Annotated in this window: 18 protein-coding genes; 9 read left to right on the top strand and 9 right to left on the bottom strand. The window is 44.8% G+C overall.

Annotated elements, in window-relative coordinates; all coding sequences use genetic code 11:
- Position 1 precedes the first annotated feature (1 nt).
- The 4 genes from ITG10_RS14030 to pspA all read right to left on the bottom strand — a co-directional run bounded on the left by ITG10_RS14030 (position 2) and on the right by pspA (position 2,493).
- Positions 2–1,036 (bottom strand): efflux RND transporter periplasmic adaptor subunit, encoded by a 1,035-nt coding sequence (locus ITG10_RS14030; protein ID WP_026084202.1) that lies wholly within the window; start codon positions 1,034–1,036, stop codon positions 2–4.
- 158 nt (positions 1,037–1,194) lie between these two features.
- Entirely contained in the window at positions 1,195–1,581 is a 387-nt protein-coding gene (gene pspC / locus ITG10_RS14025; RefSeq protein WP_026084203.1) for an envelope stress response membrane protein PspC, read from the bottom strand.
- Entirely contained in the window at positions 1,574–1,807 is a 234-nt protein-coding gene (pspB, locus tag ITG10_RS14020; RefSeq protein ID WP_004734605.1) for an envelope stress response membrane protein PspB, read from the bottom strand. The genes pspC and pspB overlap by 8 nt, the downstream gene beginning before the upstream one ends.
- A 14-nt stretch (positions 1,808–1,821) precedes the next feature.
- Positions 1,822–2,493: a phage shock protein PspA gene (gene pspA / locus ITG10_RS14015; RefSeq protein WP_017630453.1), complete on the bottom strand. Its 672-nt coding sequence runs from the start codon at positions 2,491–2,493 to the stop codon at positions 1,822–1,824.
- Between the two features lie 272 nt (positions 2,494–2,765).
- Here pspA and pspF point away from each other — a divergent pair, with 272 nt between their 5' ends.
- The 7 genes from pspF (at position 2,766) to ITG10_RS13980 (ending at position 9,949) form a co-directional block, all read left to right on the top strand.
- A complete protein-coding gene (gene pspF / locus ITG10_RS14010; protein WP_017630454.1) occupies positions 2,766–3,788 on the top strand; it encodes a phage shock protein operon transcriptional activator in 1,023 nt (340 codons plus the stop codon).
- 102 nt (positions 3,789–3,890) lie between these two features.
- Positions 3,891–5,513, top strand: coding sequence for an ABC transporter substrate-binding protein SapA (gene sapA / locus ITG10_RS14005; RefSeq protein ID WP_017630455.1), 1,623 nt, complete (start codon positions 3,891–3,893; stop codon positions 5,511–5,513).
- A complete protein-coding gene (locus ITG10_RS14000; RefSeq protein ID WP_017630456.1) occupies positions 5,513–6,475 on the top strand; it encodes an ABC transporter permease subunit in 963 nt (320 codons plus the stop codon). Before sapA ends, ITG10_RS14000 begins: the two co-directional genes overlap by 1 nt.
- On the top strand, positions 6,462–7,349 hold the full coding sequence (locus ITG10_RS13995; RefSeq protein ID WP_017630457.1) for an ABC transporter permease subunit: 888 nt from the start codon (positions 6,462–6,464) through the stop codon (positions 7,347–7,349). The genes ITG10_RS14000 and ITG10_RS13995 overlap by 14 nt, the downstream gene beginning before the upstream one ends.
- On the top strand, positions 7,349–8,350 hold the full coding sequence (locus ITG10_RS13990; RefSeq protein WP_017630458.1) for an oligopeptide/dipeptide ABC transporter ATP-binding protein: 1,002 nt from the start codon (positions 7,349–7,351) through the stop codon (positions 8,348–8,350). Before ITG10_RS13995 ends, ITG10_RS13990 begins: the two co-directional genes overlap by 1 nt.
- The gene (locus ITG10_RS13985) at positions 8,347–9,129 is read left to right on the top strand and encodes an ATP-binding cassette domain-containing protein (RefSeq protein ID WP_017060304.1); all 783 of its coding nucleotides are present in this window, start codon (positions 8,347–8,349) and stop codon (positions 9,127–9,129) included. Before ITG10_RS13990 ends, ITG10_RS13985 begins: the two co-directional genes overlap by 4 nt.
- 40 nt (positions 9,130–9,169) lie before the next feature.
- Positions 9,170–9,949, top strand: a complete 780-nt coding sequence (locus ITG10_RS13980; RefSeq protein WP_017630459.1) for a DUF2927 domain-containing protein — start codon at positions 9,170–9,172, stop codon at positions 9,947–9,949.
- A 127-nt stretch (positions 9,950–10,076) separates the two neighbouring features.
- On the opposite strand, the gene ITG10_RS13975 is transcribed toward ITG10_RS13980, so the two are convergent.
- Entirely contained in the window at positions 10,077–10,466 is a 390-nt protein-coding gene (locus ITG10_RS13975; protein ID WP_017630460.1) for a DUF2750 domain-containing protein, read from the bottom strand.
- 141 nt (positions 10,467–10,607) lie between these two features.
- A complete protein-coding gene (locus tag ITG10_RS13970; RefSeq protein WP_017630461.1) occupies positions 10,608–11,513 on the bottom strand; it encodes a manganese-dependent inorganic pyrophosphatase in 906 nt (301 codons plus the stop codon).
- A 201-nt stretch (positions 11,514–11,714) separates the two neighbouring features.
- Between ITG10_RS13970 and ITG10_RS13965 the strand changes: the two genes are divergently transcribed.
- On the top strand, positions 11,715–12,935 hold the full coding sequence (locus tag ITG10_RS13965) for a putative manganese transporter (protein WP_017630462.1): 1,221 nt from the start codon (positions 11,715–11,717) through the stop codon (positions 12,933–12,935).
- A 346-nt stretch (positions 12,936–13,281) separates the two neighbouring features.
- On the opposite strand, the gene torA is transcribed toward ITG10_RS13965, so the two are convergent.
- From torA to torE, 3 genes are read right to left on the bottom strand one after another with little or no spacing between them, the layout of a single operon-like run.
- A complete protein-coding gene (gene torA / locus ITG10_RS13960; protein ID WP_017630463.1) occupies positions 13,282–15,744 on the bottom strand; it encodes a trimethylamine-N-oxide reductase TorA in 2,463 nt (820 codons plus the stop codon).
- 24 nt (positions 15,745–15,768) lie between these two features.
- Positions 15,769–16,950, bottom strand: a complete 1,182-nt coding sequence (torC, locus tag ITG10_RS13955; RefSeq protein ID WP_017060299.1) for a pentaheme c-type cytochrome TorC — start codon at positions 16,948–16,950, stop codon at positions 15,769–15,771.
- Between the two features lie 50 nt (positions 16,951–17,000).
- A complete protein-coding gene (gene torE, locus ITG10_RS13950) occupies positions 17,001–17,183 on the bottom strand; it encodes a trimethylamine N-oxide reductase system protein TorE (RefSeq protein WP_017630464.1) in 183 nt (60 codons plus the stop codon).
- Positions 17,184–17,620: 437 nt separating this feature from the next.
- Here torE and ITG10_RS13945 point away from each other — a divergent pair, with 437 nt between their 5' ends.
- On the top strand, positions 17,621–18,415 hold the full coding sequence (locus tag ITG10_RS13945) for an ABC transporter permease (protein WP_017630465.1): 795 nt from the start codon (positions 17,621–17,623) through the stop codon (positions 18,413–18,415).
- Positions 18,416–18,540 lie beyond the last annotated feature (125 nt).

Genomic DNA, 18,540 nt, shown 5'->3' with positions numbered 1-18,540 from the left:
GTTATAGCCCCCTTTCCTTGATCCACTCTCGGACTTTCACGCCCGGCTCAAGACCATTAACGCCAGAAGTGACAATGCGGTCTCCATCATTCAGCCCAGATACGATATGGCGTTTTTCATCAATAACGATTGCCACATTCTCGACAATTCCGTCGTTGTTTACACGCCATACCGACACATCATCGCCATCAGTTATCATGGCTGACGTAGGGATTTTGGTCGCAGCAGCTTGCGCAGAAACAAGTCTTACCGTGCCTGACATTCCCGGTAAAATACCGATATCGGTTGGCCTTTCCATAACCATGGTTACCTTGTATGAACCCGTTTTTGGATCCGCTTCGGTATCAACTTCTTGGAAAGTCAAAATGTAAGGGTTCTCAGGAAACGCATCAAATACCATGGTTGCATCGGTTTCAAACCCTGAAGAAAAGCGCGTGATAAGTTGGTCGGGTAATAGGAAAACGACTTTAAGAATCTGATTGGTTTGAATATTCATCACACCTTGTTTTGCCGCGATGTATTCATGGTTTTCAGCAGGAATGATGGAAATCGTTCCATCGTAAGGCGCAACCAGAGTGGTGTAACGCAGGTTAGCTTTAGCTTGGTTCAAGACAGCTTTAGCCGAGTTGTGATTAGCTTTCGCTTGGTCGAAATCTTGCTCTGAGACTACTCGATCTTTACGCAGCTTAATCGAACGTTGGTATTGAACATCGGCAAGTTTAAAGTTGGCTCTCGCTTGCTTTTCTAACAGCTGGTATTCATCAGGGTTAAGCGTGGCAAGTTTGTCACCTTTGGTAACCTGTTGACCCGATGTGACATCGATAGTCTGAAGTAACCCAGGAACACGGAACGCAAGAACAGCTTTATCGCCAGCTTCTGTGGTGGCGGGGAAACTTCGTTCAAAGGCATTATTACCGACGGAAACGGTGAAGAGTTTGGCGGGTCTAGATTCAGGTTCAGGTACGGGAGGAAGCTCCTTACCACACCCAGACAACCCAGCTATGGCTGTCAATAGGACAAGGGAGGCTCTATACATTGGTGATCATCCATATCTATAAATATTTTTATAACATAGATTAATCGCATGTAACTTACCAGTCAGCGTAAGATTTATTTAGAGAAAATTATTAAAAAAAATAACGGCTTGGAATAAATTTTCCTAAACCGTTATCTAATCTTTTTTAGGTTTTAGCGCTACATGTTCTTAAATTCACGATTCACTTTAAATGTGTCTGAGGTGACATAAGCTTCCATGTTGCGGACACTGGTCTCTAACTTCTGGAAATCACCCTCTAAAGTGCCCAGTAAAGACTCCGCAGTTTGCCCCTTTTCCCAAGGCTTCTGCTTCAGCGTATGCTCTTGTTTGGCTTTCATCTCATCCACATACTGAGGTGGTTGTTTTTCAAGCATAAATGTCAAAGCTAAATACGCTAACAAGACCAGAAAACTACCACCGAGCAGTGCTGCAGAGATAACTAAGATTCGAACCAACCAAACTTCAAGCCCAAAGTAGTTCGCTAAGCCCGCACACACACCAGACAATTTGCCATTAATAGGATCGCGATACAGTTCTCTACTCATAGTTTCGTCTCCAGTTAGGCGACTCCGCATCCAGTATTTTTTCTAGTGTTTTCACACGATCTTGCATCGATTCTGCTTGCGCTGAAAGCTTGTGCAGGCGCTGAAGATCCGTTTCTGAAAGACCGTTACTGGATTTCTTCTTGCTGCGGTAATGTAAGAATAACCATAGCGGCGCCACGAAGATCAAGAAAACAATCAGTGGACCTGCAATTAGAAATGTTGACATAGAAAACTCCTAAATTATTTATCGCGGTTTTCAACTTGTTGCTTCAGTTTCGCTAGCTCTTTTTCAATTTCGTCTTGAGCTTGTAGCTCGGCAAACTCTTGATCTAAAGATTTTGCGTTGCCTGTTTTTGCATAAACGTCAGCTTCAGCTTCTAATTCATCCACTTTACGCGAGAATTGCTCAAACTTCGCCATCGCTTCGTTGGTTTTGCTTGAATGCAGATGTTTTTGAACATCACGACGGTTACTCGCAGCATTATTGCGAATCATCAATGCTTGCTGCTTTGCACGAGTTTCTGCAATTTTAGTTTCTAGCTTACCAATCTCACTGGTTAGCTTCTCGATGGTTTCATGAACCAAAGTTTGCTCTGTGTGCAAGCTCTTGATGATGTCTTCAAGTTTTTGCTTTTCAATCAGAGCTGCTCTCGCCAGATCTTCGCGTTGTTTAATTAGCGCTAGTGTCGCTTTATTTTGCCAATCTAGAATCTGAGTTTCGATAGCTTCAACTTTGCGTGCTAGCTCTTTCTTGTCTGCGATGGCTTTTGCTGAGTTAGTGCGAACCTCAACCAGCGTATCTTCCATTTCTTGGATAATCAGGCGAATCATCTTTTCAGGATCTTCAGCCTTATCTAATAGTGCACTGATGTTTGAATTTACAATGTCTGCAAAGCGAGAAAAAATACCCATGAGGAACTCCTTAATTACAATGATGGCAAATGCGTTTTAAATCGTCATTAGACTCTCAATCCACTTGCTCACAAATTTACGTTTGTTGTTAAACCTACCATAACTAATCCAAGTAGCGTGCCAACTTTTAAGCCATTTATTATCAGACACTTACAATAAAATGGTGATTAACTCGATACATGCTATGATGAATTTAGCCAAGTATTGGTATTTTTCACCACTACAGCCCTTAAATGACCTCCACCAGCACTCAGCTCACACAAGGACCCGCTATGCAGCAGAATCTTATTGGTGAATCACCTAGCTTTCTCTCTGTTTTAGATAAAGTTTCTCAACTCGCACCAATCGAAAGACCCATTCTGATCATTGGTGAGCGTGGTACAGGTAAAGAGTTGATTGCTCAAAGGCTGCATTACCTTTCAAGACGCTGGGATCAACCTTTGATTTCGCTGAACTGTTCAACACTCAGTGAAGGCTTGATTGATTCTGAGTTGTTTGGTCATGAATCGGGTTCCTTTACTGGTTCGAAAGGTCGTCATCAAGGTCGCTTTGAGCGAGCCGAAGGCGGAACACTGTTTCTCGATGAATTAGCGACCACTCCCCTTGCCGTTCAAGAGAAGCTATTACGCGTTATCGAATACGGACAATATGAACGTGTCGGTGGCCAAAAGGCTTTGAGTGCCAATGTAAGACTGGTATGTGCAACCAATGCTGACTTACCGGAGATGGCATTAAAAGGCGAGTTCAGAGCCGATTTACTCGATAGATTGGCGTTTGATGTGATTACTATCCCGCCGCTTCGTGAACGTAAAGAAGACATCACGTTATTGGCAGAATACTACGCGATTAAGATGTGTCGTGAATTGGAATTGGAGTTGTTTGTCGGCTTTGCTCCATCAGCCGTTAAATCGCTATTGGAGTACTCTTGGCCAGGGAATGTGCGAGAGCTGAAAAACGTCATTGAGCGCGCAATCTATCAGCATGGTAAGAATCCATATCCTATTGAATCTTTGGTGTTTAACCCATTCAAACCAGCATGGAAAACAGATCAAGATTCGACGCCAGAAACTGGCAATGCTCAGTCCAACAGCCATACTTCATTTGATAGCGCTTTTTCTTTGCCGTTGGATTACAAAGCATGGCAGGAGCAGCAAGACATCAAGCTACTCAATCAAGCCTTAAAACAGAGCAAGTACAATCAGAAGCAAGCCGCTGAATTACTCGGGTTAACCTACAACCAATTACGAGGAATGGTGAGGAAGTACGCGATTGTCGGACAAGCTAACGATAAATAGCTGCCCACACTAGATTATTATTTGGAGCCGAATAAATAAAATGTTAAATTGTCCGGATCTTGAGGCTCCTCTAACGCCTCGTTTCGAAAAGTATTTCTTTTTATGAAAGCACTAATAAGACTATCACTGAGCATCTGCACGCTGAGCTTTTTAGCCGGATGTGGTGAAAGTGTGGATCACGAACAGATCCGTGAAAAAGGCTTCATTTATTGCGGCCAAGGTAACCCTAGTACCTTCAACCCACAATTGATTGATAGTGGCATTACCGCAGAGTCGCTGAGCCCTCAAATCTTCGATACCTTGCTAACGCTTGACCCAATGACTTATCGACCACAACAGAACTTGGCAACAAGCTGGGCTGTCGATAAATCAGGTACTGAGTACACTTTCACATTGCGTCCTAATGTTGAGTTTCAAACCACAGATTGGTTTACTCCAACTCGTAGCATGAATGCGCAAGATGTGGTCTTTAGTTTCGAACGCATCATCGATAGCTCGAACCCATTTCACTATGTGGGTGGTGGCCTATACCCATGGTTTGCAGGCATCGACTTCAAAAACCTGATTGTCGACATCACAGCAGTCGATGACCTGACGGTTAAGTTCCAACTAAGTCGCCCTGATAATTCATTCCTCAACAACATCGCCACCAGCTACGCGGTCATTCACTCCAAAGAATACGCCAATAAGCTCGTTGCTGCGGATGAGAAAAACCAAATTGATTCTAAGCCAGTAGGCACTGGGCCTTTTTACTTAGATGAATACCAGATCAACGATCTAGTGCGCTTGAAAAAGAACAAGCATTACTGGAAAGGTGACGTTCAAATGGACCAAGTTGTGTTCGACACCTCACAACGTGGAACAGGCACACTTGCCAAGCTTCTTCGTAACGAATGTGACGTGCTGAACTCGCCGATTTCAAGTCAGATCCCGATTATTCAAGCTCATGAAGAGTTGCAAATATCCGCAACGCCTGCGGTTAATGTCTCTTTTATTGCGCTTAATACAGAGCACCCAGCCTTGCGTGATTCGCGAGTCCGTAAAGCGCTGAACTTGGCGATCAACCGCCAGAACATTCTCGATTCTGTTTATTACGGTACGGGCACGAAAGCTTATACCTTACTGCCTCCAACTTCTTGGGCTCACCAAAAAGACAGCGTTCAAGTTCGCTACGATCGAAACTATGCTGTGGCGCTGCTAAAAGAAGCAGGCGTTGAACCGGGATTAGAACTTTCAATGTGGGTTCCTTTAGAGCCTCGCGCCTACAACCCAAGCCCACGAAAAACAGCAGAATTAATTCAAGCAAACTTGGCCGACATTGGTATTGAACTGAAACTCTATACCGACGACCGATTCGACCGCACACAGCTGTCATCCATTGCCTCAACAGACTTGCTTCTTACCGGTTGGATTGGCAACACGGGCGATCCTGACAATTTCTTACGTCCCCTGCTCTCTTGCAGTTCTGAACGCGCAGGGTTAAACGTCTCTATGTGGTGTAATTCAGACTTTGATTTCCTTCTGGATTTAGCTTTAGAGATCAATCAACAAAGGCACCGTGTGAACTTGTATAGACAAGCGCAAAACATTCTCAATGAAGAAGTTCCTGTGATTCCTCTGGCACATGGCGTGCAATTCCGCGTTCACGACCGTTCGCTAACCGGCTTTAAACAGAGCCCATTCAATGCCCAACCTTTTGATCAAGTCAGAAGAGAGGTGCGCTGATGTTTTGGTATACATTAAGACGTATAAACTTATTCGTTATTACCCTAGCGATTCTGACTCTGGTTGGTTTTTCATTGCTTCGACTCGACCAAACGTCTCCTTGGGCTATCCAAGATTTCTGGCCCGGTTGGATTAGCTATATCACTGAACTATCAACGCTGAACTTCGGTTTGAGTAAACACGGTGTGCCCATCATTGATGAGCTAGTCGTGGTGTTCCCTGCGACTCTAGAACTGTGCTTCTTCGCTTTTGTACTAGCGCTTTTCATCGGTATCCCTTTTGGCACCATCGCGGGTATGAGACAAGGTAAATTTGTCGATACGACTATCTCGTTCACCTCAATGGCAGGCTACTCGGCACCTATATTTTGGGTCGCACTATTGATGATCATGGTGTTCTCACTGCACTTTGAGATGTTCCCTGTTGGCGGTCGGTACGATCTACTTTACGAGATTGAACACGTGACTGGCTTCGCGATGATTGATGCCTTTTTTGCTGAAGGACGCTACCGAGCACATGCGCTGCAAAGTGTTATCGAACACATGGCACTGCCTTGTCTCGTTCTAGCACTTGCGCCAACCACTCAGGTTATCCGACTCATGCGCGCATCGGTTGCAGAGGTGATGACTCAAAACTACATCCGCGCGGCACGAATAAAAGGTCTTTCAACACGAGAGATCATCACTCAGCACGTTTTGAGAAATGCGATTCCGCCGATTATTCCTAAGGTCGGAGTTCAGCTATCGAGTATGTTAACGCTCGCGATCATTACCGAATCAATCTTTAACTGGCCGGGCATTGGCCGCTGGTTATTAGATGCCCTGTCTAATCAAGACTATGTATCAATTCAAGCGGGCGTAATTGTAGTGGCAACACTGGTTTTGACTGCGAACATTCTGTCCGATCTCTTGGGCGCAATGGTCAATCCACTGGTAAGGAAGGAATGGTATGCTAACAAATAACGTCTACCAAGAAGAACAGATTCCAACCCAGTTCGAGCGTTTCTGGCGAAGCTTCCGTGCCAACAACCTAGCGATGTTTGGCCTGTGGTGTTTGGTGCTTATCATTCTGGTTACGGTCACTTCACCGTGGCTCGCACCACATGACTCACAAGAACAAACGGGTCATCTATTAACGCCGCCTTCTTGGGATCCGGCAGGCACCGTTGAATACTTCCTAGGTACTGATGATTTAGGTCGAGACATTCTTTCTCGTCTGATTATTGGCTCTCAGCTGACTTTCGGTGCTGCAGTTGTTATCACCTTTATCGCGGCTGTGATTGGCTGTCTGATTGGCGTACTTGCTGGTATGACTCGCGGACTGCTATCGAGCACGCTCAACCACCTGCTTGATACGGTTATGTCGATTCCATCGTTGCTACTGGCGATTATCTTTGTCACCTTTCTGGGATTTGGTGAATTTAATATCCTACTTGCCATTTGCTTAGCACTGATACCGAGGTTTATACGCTCGGTATACATTGCCGTGCATGCCGAAGTAGAGAAAGACTACATTCTCGCTTCTCGCCTTGATGGCGCGAACGACTTTTACCTGTTATGGAACTCGATTGTTCCCAATATTCTGACCGTGGTTGCATTAGAAGTGACGCTGGCACTGTCAGTGGCGATTCTTGATATCACCGCCTTGGGCTTTCTTGGTCTTGGCGCTCAAGCACCAAGTACAGAATGGGGCTCAATCTTGGGTGATTCAGTAGAACTGATTTACCTTGCACCATGGACTGTAACCCTACCCGGCTTAGCTATTATGTTTACAGTGATCGTGATTAACCTTGTCGGTGAAGGTGTTCGCCAAGCGCTAAATGCAGGAATCGAATAATGCCGTTACTTGATATTCGACATCTAACCATCGAGATTGAGACTCCTCAAGGGATGGTTAAAGCGGTAGATCGAATGAGTATTACCCTCAATGAAGGGGAAATTCGTGGCCTAGTAGGCGAATCAGGCTCTGGTAAGAGTTTGGTTGCGAAAGCGATCGTTGGTGTTTGTAAGGAAAACTGGAAGGTCTCAGCTGACCGAATGCGACTGGGGAACGTTGACTTGCTTCAACTAACGCCTAAAGAGCGCCGACGCGTTATTGCTCGAGATATCGCAATGATCTTCCAAGAACCATCAACGTGTCTGGATCCTTCCGAAAAAGTGGGACACCAGCTAATCGAAGCGATACCTTCACACGCCTTTGAAGGTCGTTGGTGGCAACGATTTAAGTGGCGTAAGAAGCAAGCGATAGCGCTACTGCACAAAGTCGGTATCAAAGATCACTCACGTCTAATGGACAGCTACTCATATGAGCTGACCGATGGTGAGTGTCAAAAAGTGATGATTGCCATGGCGATCGCTGCCAAGCCAAAAGTCTTGATTGCCGATGAACCAACCAACGATTTAGACCCAATTACACAGTCTCAAATACTGCGTTTATTGAGTCGAATGAATCAGCTCAATAACACGACTATTGTTCTGATCGGTCATGACTTAACGACGATTACCCAGTGGGCGACTCGCATTACCGTGATGTATTGTGGTCAGTCTGTTGAATCCGCTGACACGCAAAAACTATTGGATGCGCCTAAACACCCTTATACGGTTGCGCTGTTGAAAGCGATGCCAGACTTTAACGACTGGATCCCTCACAAAGAGAAGCTTCAGTCGCTGCCGGGGTCGATTCCTCCGCTACAGCACCTTCCTATTGGTTGTCGATTAGGGCCACGTTGCCCATACGCGCAAAGACAATGTGTCGAGATCCCACACACCAAGCGTATCAAAAACCATAAGTTTAACTGTCACTTCCCTCTGAATATGGAGAAGAAAAAGAAATCATGAGTGCATTATTAGAAGTCAGTGATCTATCTAAAGACTTTACGACTCGCTCTGGTCTTTTCCGTAAGAAGATTCATCAAGCCGTAAAGCCAGTGAGCTTTAGTTTAGAAGCCGGACAGACGATTGGTTTTATCGGCCAGAATGGTTCAGGAAAGTCGACATTAGCGAGAATGCTAGCAGGTATGGTAGAGCCAACTGCGGGTGAGATTCGTGTGAATGGTGAAAAACTAGAACATAAAGACTACTCGACTCGTTGTAAGCTGATTCGCATGATCTTCCAAGATCCGAACACATCGCTTAACCCACGTATTCAGATTGGTCGCATTCTTGAAGGCCCATTGAAGCGAAACACCAACATGCCACCAGAAGCCCGTATGCGTCGTGTGAAAGACACATTATTACGTGTGGGTCTTCTTCCGGAACATGCTTACTTCTACCCTCAGATGCTTGCTGCGGGCCAGAAACAGAGGGTTTGTTTGGCTCGTGCCTTGATACTTCAACCATCGATCATCGTTGCGGATGAAGCATTGAATGGTTTGGACATGGCAATGCGCTCGCAAATCATCAACTTGTTCCTAGAGCTACAAGAAGAGATGGGTGTGTCGTTCGTTTATGTATCTCAACACCTCGGTATTGTTAAACACATCACCGACAAGATAATAGTAATGCACGAAGGCAATGTGGTTGAGAGTGGTGAAACGGATCAAGTGCTGACCAACCCAACTCACCAAATCACCCAAAGATTGGTTGAGAGCCATTTCTCCAAAGCACCAAACCACTAGACTGGTTTCACTTTTTCACACGCCACTAGAGGGGTAACGCATGCTAACAAAAGCTTCAATGCTTCCCCTCTTGCTTGCGGTTGTTTCCTTCCATGCCGTCAGTACACCACTCACTTGGTTAGATAAGTCGTTTGTAGAGACGGCCTTCTACAACGTGGCACTGCAACACGAATATTCCCAAGGCAATAAACCACTCGCTAAATGGAAGCAACCGATCAAGATATGGGTTGATCACCGAGTCGATGACAAAGAACTCCATCAAGAGCTCACAGAACTTCATATCCAGCACTTGTCCGAAGTGACGCAACACCCTATCAAAATCGTCAGCAAAGAGTCCGAAGCCAATGTTAAATGGATATACACGAGGCAGAGTAAGTGGATAGCGGAATCTAAAACCATCCTCAAGCTTAAGTCGACAAAGCATCTAAATAGCGCTATCTGTACTGCTGGTTATCGAACTAACTCCAAAGGCGAGGTTATCTATGCTGGGATAGTTATCCCCGTTGATCAGGCAAGACAGCGAGGCAAGCTTGTCGCCTGTATCGTAGAGGAGATAACGCAGGTGTTAGGGCTCCCAAACGATTCCGATAAAGCCTACCCTTCTATCTTCAATGATCACACGCCAGAAGACCTGCTATCGCCATTAGATGTAGTGCTACTACAGCTGTTGTATGAACCAGAATTGAAAGCGGGAATGACCAAAGCACAAGCTAAGCCTGTGGTAAGACAGATTTTAAAGAGATACAGTGAGACAGGCGTACTTCAACGAGCAGCAAAAGACGCGCAACAAGCACCTCTGTATCAGTTGATTGGATACTAATTAGAACGTGAGATAGTGATTTTGTTGTTTGGGGAGAGCTGAAACGATAAAACAGAGCTGAAGAAGTAAACAGAACTAAAGCGCTGCCTAGCGGAAGGCAACGCTGACTTATGATGTTACGAGAAGATTAGCGCTTAGCAGCTTGCTTCTTCAGTTCGAAGTCGAACTCATCAGGGAACAGGATAACGCCTTCTTCCTGCTCGTTCGGGAATACAACCACAGCAAGTTCATCGTCTTCTAGACCGTTAGTCCAACGACTGTGCCATTTGTTTAATGAGATAGACTCAGCTTTACACTCAGACCACTCGCCCGTTGCCCACGACTCCGCGAACTCTTGGTTTGGCCATACTGGAACACAGTCTTCGTCTTCTGTGTTCAGCATTACACAACCGTGTTCATCGGTTAAGATCCATACTTCACGGTTTGCTACGATTTCTTTCACACAGTATTTAAGGCGTTGCTCACCCGTATACTTATTAATTTCAGCGATTTTTTTATCGTCTAGCTGTGTAGTCATCTTAATTTCCTACGTTAGTCAGTAACTTTGTTCATTTTATGCTGAGTAGTATTAACTTCAAATATTTCTATTGAGAAGAAAGGCTACTTCAAAGAAAAACGCCTGCTAAATAAGCAGGCGTTTATTATTTAAGTGACTTGATTAAACAAGCTCACCTTGTAACCAAGGCCAGCCTTGCTTCTTACGGCTTAGTGTATTTTCCATCATCAATACGCCGTCTTTCTCGTGCTTAACCAATTTCTCAGCCCACTCACCTTTGTAAAGAAGGCGAGTTTGCGCAGTAGTGATGTCAGTTAGCATTACCGCAGCAAATGCTAGACCGTCTTTCTCACAACGCTCTTCAAGATCAGCTTCTAGAGCTTCGATCATACCGTCTACTTGCTCAAGAGTCGCAAGCTCAACTTGACCAACAACAACATCGCGACCGTTGAATGGGTAGCCTTTAAGGTCTTTTTCTACTAGCTGTGCAGCAGATAGGCCTTCGATGTTTGTTTTAGCGATTAGAAGTGCTTTGATGAATGCATCAACGTCTTCTACACCTGCGATTTCAGCAAGTTCAGCAACCGCGTCTTTGTCTTTTTGAGTACATGTTGGAGATGCGAAGCCAACTGTGTCTGAAAGAATTGCAGACATCATTAGCTTAGCGATTTGTTGAGAGATAGCGTGACCTTCAATCTTGAACATGTTGAAAAGTACAGTGTTTGTACAACCAACAGGCCAGATCCAAGCTTCCATTGGGTTTACTGTCATCACGTCGCCTAGACGGTGGTGATCGACAATACCTACGATCTCTGCATCAGCAACATCGTCTGGTGCTTGTGCTAGATCTGAGTAGTCAACTAGCCAGATTTTCTCACCAGCAACAGAAGTACGAAGCTCTGGCTTTTCAGCACCAGCGACTTCTAGAATGTGTTGAGTTTCGCGGTTGATCTCGCCTTGGCGAATTGGTGTCGCTTCCTCGCCACGAGCTTTAAGAAGCTCTGTTGCAACTAACGCACTACAAATACTGTCACTATCAGGGTTTTTGTGACCAACAACTAAAATCATGTTTCTTCCTATTACACTAACAATTATGACTCTACCTTTAGAGCCTCTCTTTATTAGCCATACTTTACCTCATTTTTTTAGATTGGTCATGTTTCCTAGGTTTAGCCAATAGTAACAATAGATAAAAAAACAACAAATGCAATTGATAATTATTATCATTCGTATATATTTATCTTAAGCCACTAATTTTGAGTAACACCTATGGATCGTCTAATCTCTTTTTTGCCAAGCAGTCGTGCTTCGAAAACAACTCAGTTTTCATTGTCATTTAAGCGACTGCTATTACCTATCTCACTTGCCGCTCTTGTGGCAGCTCCCGCTACACGTGAATTGACGGTGACCACTCTGTCAGACGCGTTCTGGGCAGTGTCTTGCTACGTTGCTTTAACCTTGGCGATTTACCACTGGTTAAGCCTTTACATCAACAAAGACAACGTCTTCAACAAGCTTGTACATCAGTCTCGTTCAAACCAAGTAGTATTTGCTGCACTCATGGGCGCATTACCCGGTTGTGGTGGTGCAATTGTGGTTACTACGCAATTTATATCCGGCAAACTCGGGTTTGGTGCGGTTGTGGCCGTGCTGGTCTCCACCATGGGCGATGCTGCCTTCTTGTTGATAGCAAGTGAACCCAAAACCGGTCTAGCTATGATGGCGATGGGTGTAATTGTGGGCACGGCGTCAGGTCGAATCATTAACCTATTCCATGCGGATGACTTTTTACGTCCAAAACAGGCTGAGCAAAATGAAGCCGTTCGCAGTTGCTCATCTCAATCTCAATCTCAAGACAAAGAATCCGTCTCTAAAAAAGCGATCAACCTGCAAGGCTACCTATGGTCTGTGCTGATTATTCCCGGCGCTGCGGTGGCTCTACTTGGCTCTTTTCAAGTGGATGTAAATGAGTTACTCGCGTTGCCTGAAATGTCGATGGAATGGGCGGGAACAATTTTATTGATTAGCTCGATGTTTCTATGGGGCCTCACTCGCGAAATTGAAGATTACAAATCTGCCGTAAGTGAAGATGAGAAATGTTTAGGCTCTCATCCACTGCAAAAAACCGCTCAAGACACCAACTTTGTGACAGCGTGGGTTGTGGTTGCCTTTCTTTTCTTCGAATTTGGTTCTGTGCTAGCAAATGTGGATTTTGCGACGTTATTCTCAAGTTGGGGGATCATGCTCCCCCTGGCGGGCGTGTTGATGGGTTTGCTACCTGGTTGTGGTCCACAATTATTGGTCACTAGCTTGTACCTGTCGGGTGCGCTTCCACTTTCAGCTCAGGTTGGTAATGCAATTTCAAATGATGGTGATGCGTTATTCCCTGCAATTGCCATGGCACCTAAAGCAGCGCTCGTCGCCACCTTGTATTCGAGTGTGCCCGCTTTGATTTGTGCATACGGTTATTGGTTTATGTTCGAACTGTAGACTTAAGTTTCTATTCAAGGCTCAAGTTTTTATTCAAGATTTAGGCTTCACTCCATAGGTTTCTAATCGGCCGGTACTTTGTATCGGCCTTTTTGCTTTCGACGACCTAGTTCTTAAGAGAGCCCCTTCAAAACACCCTCTTCCTTTGCTCCATAGCTGTTACCACGTTACTTGTGCAATTTGTCTCAATCCATACGTTATAGCTCCCCGGTAGAAAGCTCTCATAAACGCGACTACATGACTTAATTAGAAATCTCTGCACAGATATCAGAAATACAAAAGCCCCTGTAAGAACGCTTACAGGGGCTTTAATTTAAGCTTTAATCTCAGCTCTTGAGCGAGAGGCTTAAGCTACTTCGATTGGACCACCGAATGAAGTTACTGGAGGCAGTTTGCCTTGGAACTTCTCGAAGTTAACCAAACATGTGTTTGCTGACGTTGCTTGAGCAAGTTCAGACGTACCGATATCTTGAGTCAGTGTGTTTGGATCGCCGTATGTATCTAGCGCGCCCACTTTCTCGTTGATCGGGCCGTACCAAGCACCTTCTTCGATACGAACAACACCAGGAGCGTAGCTATCCATCAGAACAGCACCTGCTAGTAGTTGACCACGGTCGTTGAACACGCGTACTACATCGCCATCTTTGATGCCTTTCTTCTTAGCATCTGTTGGGTTGATGTAGATTGGCTCACGGCCTTGTACCGCGTAAGTCGCACGCCACTCTTCAGATTCACACATCTGTGAGTGAAGACGCTTGTCTGGGTGACAAGATTGTAGCCAGTACGGGTGTTTGTCAGAACCTGGACCACCGTGTGAACGTTCAGATTTCTCGAACCACATTGGGTGTTCTTGACAGTGCTCGTAACCCATGTTGCCAACAGTACGGCTTGTGATTTCGATGAAACCAGAAGGTGTACCTAGTGCGTTGATCTCTGGATCTTCACGGAATGAAGCGTGACGAGTCCATGGCTTACCTTTACCGAAGTCTAGGAAACCTTTTTCCCAGAACTCAGCGAACTCAGGCATTTCAAAGCTGCCTTCGTTTGAAGCGCGACACTCGTCGTACAGAGATTTAACCCACTGCATTTCGTCCATACCACGCGTGTAATCGTCGTAACGACCCCAGCGCTTAGTCAGGCTAGACATGATCTCGAAGTCAGTCTTAGACTGGAACAGAGGATCCACTAGCTTGTGCATTGCGATCAAACCACGGCCAGAGTATGCACCGTAACCATCGATATCGTTACGTTCCCACTGAGTACATGCAGGAAGCACGATGTCAGAGTGACGACAAGTTGCAGTCCAAGCGAAATCAACAGCCACTACAGTTTGCAGGCTCTTGAATGCTTTACGCATCTTGTTGCGATCTTGGTGGTGGTGCCACGGGTTGTTACCACTGAATACCATCATCTTGATGTCAGGCAGTGTCACCGTTGCGCCGTTTGCTTTGATCTTCTTACCAGGCTCTAGCAAGCTATCTACCCAACGCGCAACAGGGATTACGCGGCTGTAACCGTTGTAATCAGTGTTAGTGTGCTTAGGCGATTGACCTTGGTCGATGTTCAGCGGGAATGAACCCGGAGCAGCGAAGCCAGTTGAAGATACACCGATACCAGAGTAGTGGTGACCGTAAGAGATACCACCACCTGGAAGACCAATTTGGCCAACCATTGCTGCGATAACCGCACACATCCAGTAAGGCTGTTCACCGTGCTCTTGACGCTGGATACTCCAACCAACAAGAATCTGTGTACGACCGTTAACCAGCATCTTAGCGAATTCACGGATTGAGTCAGCGCTTGCACCACAGATTTCTGCAGCCCATTCTGGTGTCTTCTCAACTTTATCTTTCGTTTCACCTTGAACGTACTTGATGAAGTCTTCAAAACCTAGACAGTAAGTTTCGATGAACTTCTTGTCGTATAGGTCTTCGTTGTAAAGAACGTGAGCAACACCAAGCATGAACGCCACATCAGTTTGTGGGTTGATGTACATTTGCTCGTTTTCTAGGTAACGACCTGTTTTGTTTTTAACAGGGTCAACAGAAACAACGTTGATCTCTTTCTTAGCAACTTTTTCTTTCAGCTGTTCTAGGTATGCGAACGACTCGTGAGTCTCACATGTCCAACCTACTTGAAGGTTTTTCACTGGATCGTTACCCCAAAGAACAATGTTGTCACTGTTTTCTAGGATAAGTTCCCAAGATGTACCTTGTGCGTAAACTTCAGTAGAACCTAGCACGTAAGGCATGATCGTTTGACCAGCACCTGTTGAGTAGTCACCGATTTTCTTCACAGAGTAACCGTGAAGTGCCATTGCACGTTGCATGTGGTTCGTACAGCTGTGGAACTGACCTGTTTGTCTCCAACCAGTTTGACCTGTGTGGAGCGCCCATGGACCGTAATCTTTCTGTACGCGTTCTAGTTCGCGGTAAACAAGGTCTAGTGCCTCGTCCCAAGTCACACGAATAAAGCGGTTGTTACCACGCGTGTCTGCGCTGTATTTATGCTTCTTCAACCAATCTAGGCGAACCATTGGGTAACGCACACGTGATGGGCTGTAGATAATGCCTTTAATACCTTTCAACATCTCAGTTGGGTGTTGATCGATTTCTAGAGGTTTAATTTCTTGTACTTTACCCGCGTAAACACGAGCTCGGAATGCACCCCAGTGAGAACCAGAGACTTTCCACGCGCCGTCTGTTTCTGCAGCAGACGCTGATGCCGACGCCAATAAGCTTGGACCGATAACCGATGCCGCACTTGTAGTAGCGACACCTTTCAGAAAACTTCTTCTTGTAATTGCCATTGTGTTACTCCAATTGACGTCTTATTAGTGATGGCCTTCAGAAAAATCTGATGAGTGCTTCTGTAGATACTTAAGAACTAATGCTTCTGTATCTGTATCGAAGTTAACGAATGCAATCATACCATCTAGCATACCTACCCAGCCGTTAGCGCTGAAGTGAGCTTCATCTGGCTGTGAGTGACACGTTGAACAGTTAGATTGGTACGCTTGACCAGCTGCGTTCCAGATTGGATCGAAGTTATCAACCATAGACTCTTTCTTCATCCAAAGTGCTAGGTTAACTTCTTCCCAAGGAAGGCCAGTTAGCTCATCTTCTTTCTTCTCACCAACAGTGATTACGTCACTTTGAGATACTTCTTTCGTCAATATTGCAGTCGAGATGTTCATACCGAAGTCTTCTTGGATTACACGTCCGAAGCCTTTCGCTTTACGCCAACCGTCGATTTGAATCTTGATCATGTCGCCTTTTTCGTCGATCACAGCAACTTTACTTGCAGGGCTTAATAGACCCGCTTCAACTTCAGCTGTTTCATCTGTGTACATTGGTAGGTGACGAATAGAGATCACGTCTGAACCATTTGCGTAAGATGTGCTGCTTGCTACGTTTTCTAGCTCGCCAACAATACCGCTCGCTGATGCCATATCTAATGGAAGGTTGTGAGCAATACCTTTGTGACAGTCAACACAGCTTTGATCACGCTCTGCCGCGTTCTTCATCTGGATACGCGCTGTTGGGCGCATGTTTTCGAAATCCATTGAATCGTAGTTGTGGCAGTTTTTACACTCTAGAGATTTGTTCGAAGAGAAACGATCCCATTCGTGTTTAGCCAGTTCGATACGACGAGCTTCGAATTTCTCAGGTGTATCTAAGTCACCAAATACTTGAGCGAATACTTCTTTAGATGCTTGCATCTTACGAGCAATTTTTGCTGTCCATTCATGTGGAACGTGACAGTCAGGACAAGTAGCACGTACACCAGAAGTGTTTTTCCAGTGAACCGTTTCTTGTAGTTCTACGTATACGTTGTCACGCATGGTGTGACAGCTTACACAGAATTCTTCTGTATTTGTGTGCTCTAGAGCTGTGTTAAAACCGCCCCAGAAAATAACACCGGCGATAAAGCCACCCATAGTTAGTACACCAAGACTGATGTGTACCGCTGGGCGAGTCATTGTGCGCCATAATTTAACTAAAAATGATTTCATGTTTAGCTCTCTTAAATATTGATTTTAAAAAATGTTGTTACTAGAGGGCATTACATGCCGCCGTGAGCACCAGGAGGCCCGAATACAAACACTTGCAGTGCCCAAACTAGGAAGCCGTAACCACCTACAAAAGCCACACTTAATATTGGAAAGAGAACCACCGCAATGAAGAGGAATGACTTCCACTCCAACGAGCGTTTTTCGCCAGTTTCAATTTTTTTAACATCACTCATACATTTTGCCTATTTTGTATTTAGTAATTTCGAGTAACCCATTCTATGGGGCTAAAGTTCTTGAGTATCTAACAACAAATTTTAGACCATACTCAAAGTAGGGTTCAATCAAATCTCCCCTTATAACCCTTGCTAATCAATACTTTTTTGAGCTCATCCAAACTTGTTTTTAGTTAAACAAAGTTATTAAAAAGTATTAACAAATGTGAAGAATTAAGTATATTTCACAAATGTTAAAAGCCAACAATTATGCAACCGCATTGTAACTAATTTTAACGTTTTACCTACTAAGTAGTAGCCAAAAAAGCCTCAAACAACCAATATTTTGTACTTTGGTTGTTAAATAATTGAGCACATTTTGAATCGACGGGTTTGAAGCTGAAATGCATCATTTGGCACTTTCAGATATGATGGAGGCCTACTTAAAAGGAAGTACTATGCAAGACGTTATTGATATATCTTGGTGGCAGTTGTTGTTCTTCAGTTCACTTCTCTTTCTGCCCATTGCCATCAACCACAAGCTGAAACTCGGTCTTGGAAAAGAAGCCTCTATCAGCATCATTCGCATGGTTATTCAGCTATTTCTTGTGGGTCTTTACCTAGAGTATTTGTTTACTTTGAATAGTTTGTGGGTCAATTTGTTGTGGCTGTTTGCCATGATAATTGTCGGTGCGAGCTCGATTGTTGAGAAGTCTAGGTTACCAAGGCAGCTATTATTAGCGCCTGTTGCCATTAGCCTTGCCGTAACCTGTGTACCCATTGTCTTGTTTATCTGCTTTTTCATCATTAAACCAACACCGGTTTTCAATGCGCAATACCTTATCCCTATTGCAGGTATGTTATTGGGGAATAGCTTAAGCAGTAATATAGTGGCATTGCAGAACTTGTTTGGTGCTTTTGAAACGCAGAAATCAGAATATGAAGCGGCAATCGCGCTAGGTGCGTCTCCAACCTACGCTGCTACACCTTTTGTACGTAACGCGATACAGAAAGCGATGTCTCCAATTATGGCTTCTATGGCGACCACAGGCTTAGTGACACTGCCTGGAATGATGACTGGTCAGATTTTAGGAGGCGCTTCACCCATGATCGCCATTAAATATCAACTGATGATCATGTTGGCTATTTTCGTGATGATGAGCTGCTCTTTGGCGCTGGCTCTTCACCTCTCATTGAAGACTTCTCTGACAAAAGAAGGTCGAGTTCTCGCTCAAATAAAACCGGCAAAATAGCCCCTCCACTCCCCTTAGATCTGGTTACTCACTGAATTTGAGACAGGTTATCCACAGAAACTGTGGATAACCAAATCAATATAGATCCTTTTTTGTCCATTTCGACCATTCGAAAGATCATTACT

Source organism: Vibrio sp. ED004, from assembly GCF_023206395.1.
Lineage (GTDB): Bacteria > Pseudomonadota > Gammaproteobacteria > Enterobacterales > Vibrionaceae > Vibrio.
The sequence above is the reverse complement of the archived record's forward strand: the minus strand, read 5'-3'. Positions and strand labels throughout refer to the sequence as shown.

Coding starts and splice junctions, on each gene's coding strand:
- ITG10_RS14030 (WP_026084202.1), bottom strand. CDS start 1,036: ATGTATAGAGCCTCCCTTGTCCTATTGACAGCCATAGCTGGGTTGTCT.
- pspC (WP_026084203.1), bottom strand. CDS start 1,581: ATGAGTAGAGAACTGTATCGCGATCCTATTAATGGCAAATTGTCTGGT.
- pspB (WP_004734605.1), bottom strand. CDS start 1,807: ATGTCAACATTTCTAATTGCAGGTCCACTGATTGTTTTCTTGATCTTC.
- pspA (WP_017630453.1), bottom strand. CDS start 2,493: ATGGGTATTTTTTCTCGCTTTGCAGACATTGTAAATTCAAACATCAGT.
- pspF (WP_017630454.1), top strand. CDS start 2,766: ATGCAGCAGAATCTTATTGGTGAATCACCTAGCTTTCTCTCTGTTTTA.
- sapA (WP_017630455.1), top strand. CDS start 3,891: ATGAAAGCACTAATAAGACTATCACTGAGCATCTGCACGCTGAGCTTT.
- ITG10_RS14000 (WP_017630456.1), top strand. CDS start 5,513: ATGTTTTGGTATACATTAAGACGTATAAACTTATTCGTTATTACCCTA.
- ITG10_RS13995 (WP_017630457.1), top strand. CDS start 6,462: ATGCTAACAAATAACGTCTACCAAGAAGAACAGATTCCAACCCAGTTC.
- ITG10_RS13990 (WP_017630458.1), top strand. CDS start 7,349: ATGCCGTTACTTGATATTCGACATCTAACCATCGAGATTGAGACTCCT.
- ITG10_RS13985 (WP_017060304.1), top strand. CDS start 8,347: ATGAGTGCATTATTAGAAGTCAGTGATCTATCTAAAGACTTTACGACT.
- ITG10_RS13980 (WP_017630459.1), top strand. CDS start 9,170: ATGCTAACAAAAGCTTCAATGCTTCCCCTCTTGCTTGCGGTTGTTTCC.
- ITG10_RS13975 (WP_017630460.1), bottom strand. CDS start 10,466: ATGACTACACAGCTAGACGATAAAAAAATCGCTGAAATTAATAAGTAT.
- ITG10_RS13970 (WP_017630461.1), bottom strand. CDS start 11,513: ATGATTTTAGTTGTTGGTCACAAAAACCCTGATAGTGACAGTATTTGT.
- ITG10_RS13965 (WP_017630462.1), top strand. CDS start 11,715: ATGGATCGTCTAATCTCTTTTTTGCCAAGCAGTCGTGCTTCGAAAACA.
- torA (WP_017630463.1), bottom strand. CDS start 15,744: ATGGCAATTACAAGAAGAAGTTTTCTGAAAGGTGTCGCTACTACAAGT.
- torC (WP_017060299.1), bottom strand. CDS start 16,950: ATGAAATCATTTTTAGTTAAATTATGGCGCACAATGACTCGCCCAGCG.
- torE (WP_017630464.1), bottom strand. CDS start 17,183: ATGAGTGATGTTAAAAAAATTGAAACTGGCGAAAAACGCTCGTTGGAG.
- ITG10_RS13945 (WP_017630465.1), top strand. CDS start 17,621: ATGCAAGACGTTATTGATATATCTTGGTGGCAGTTGTTGTTCTTCAGT.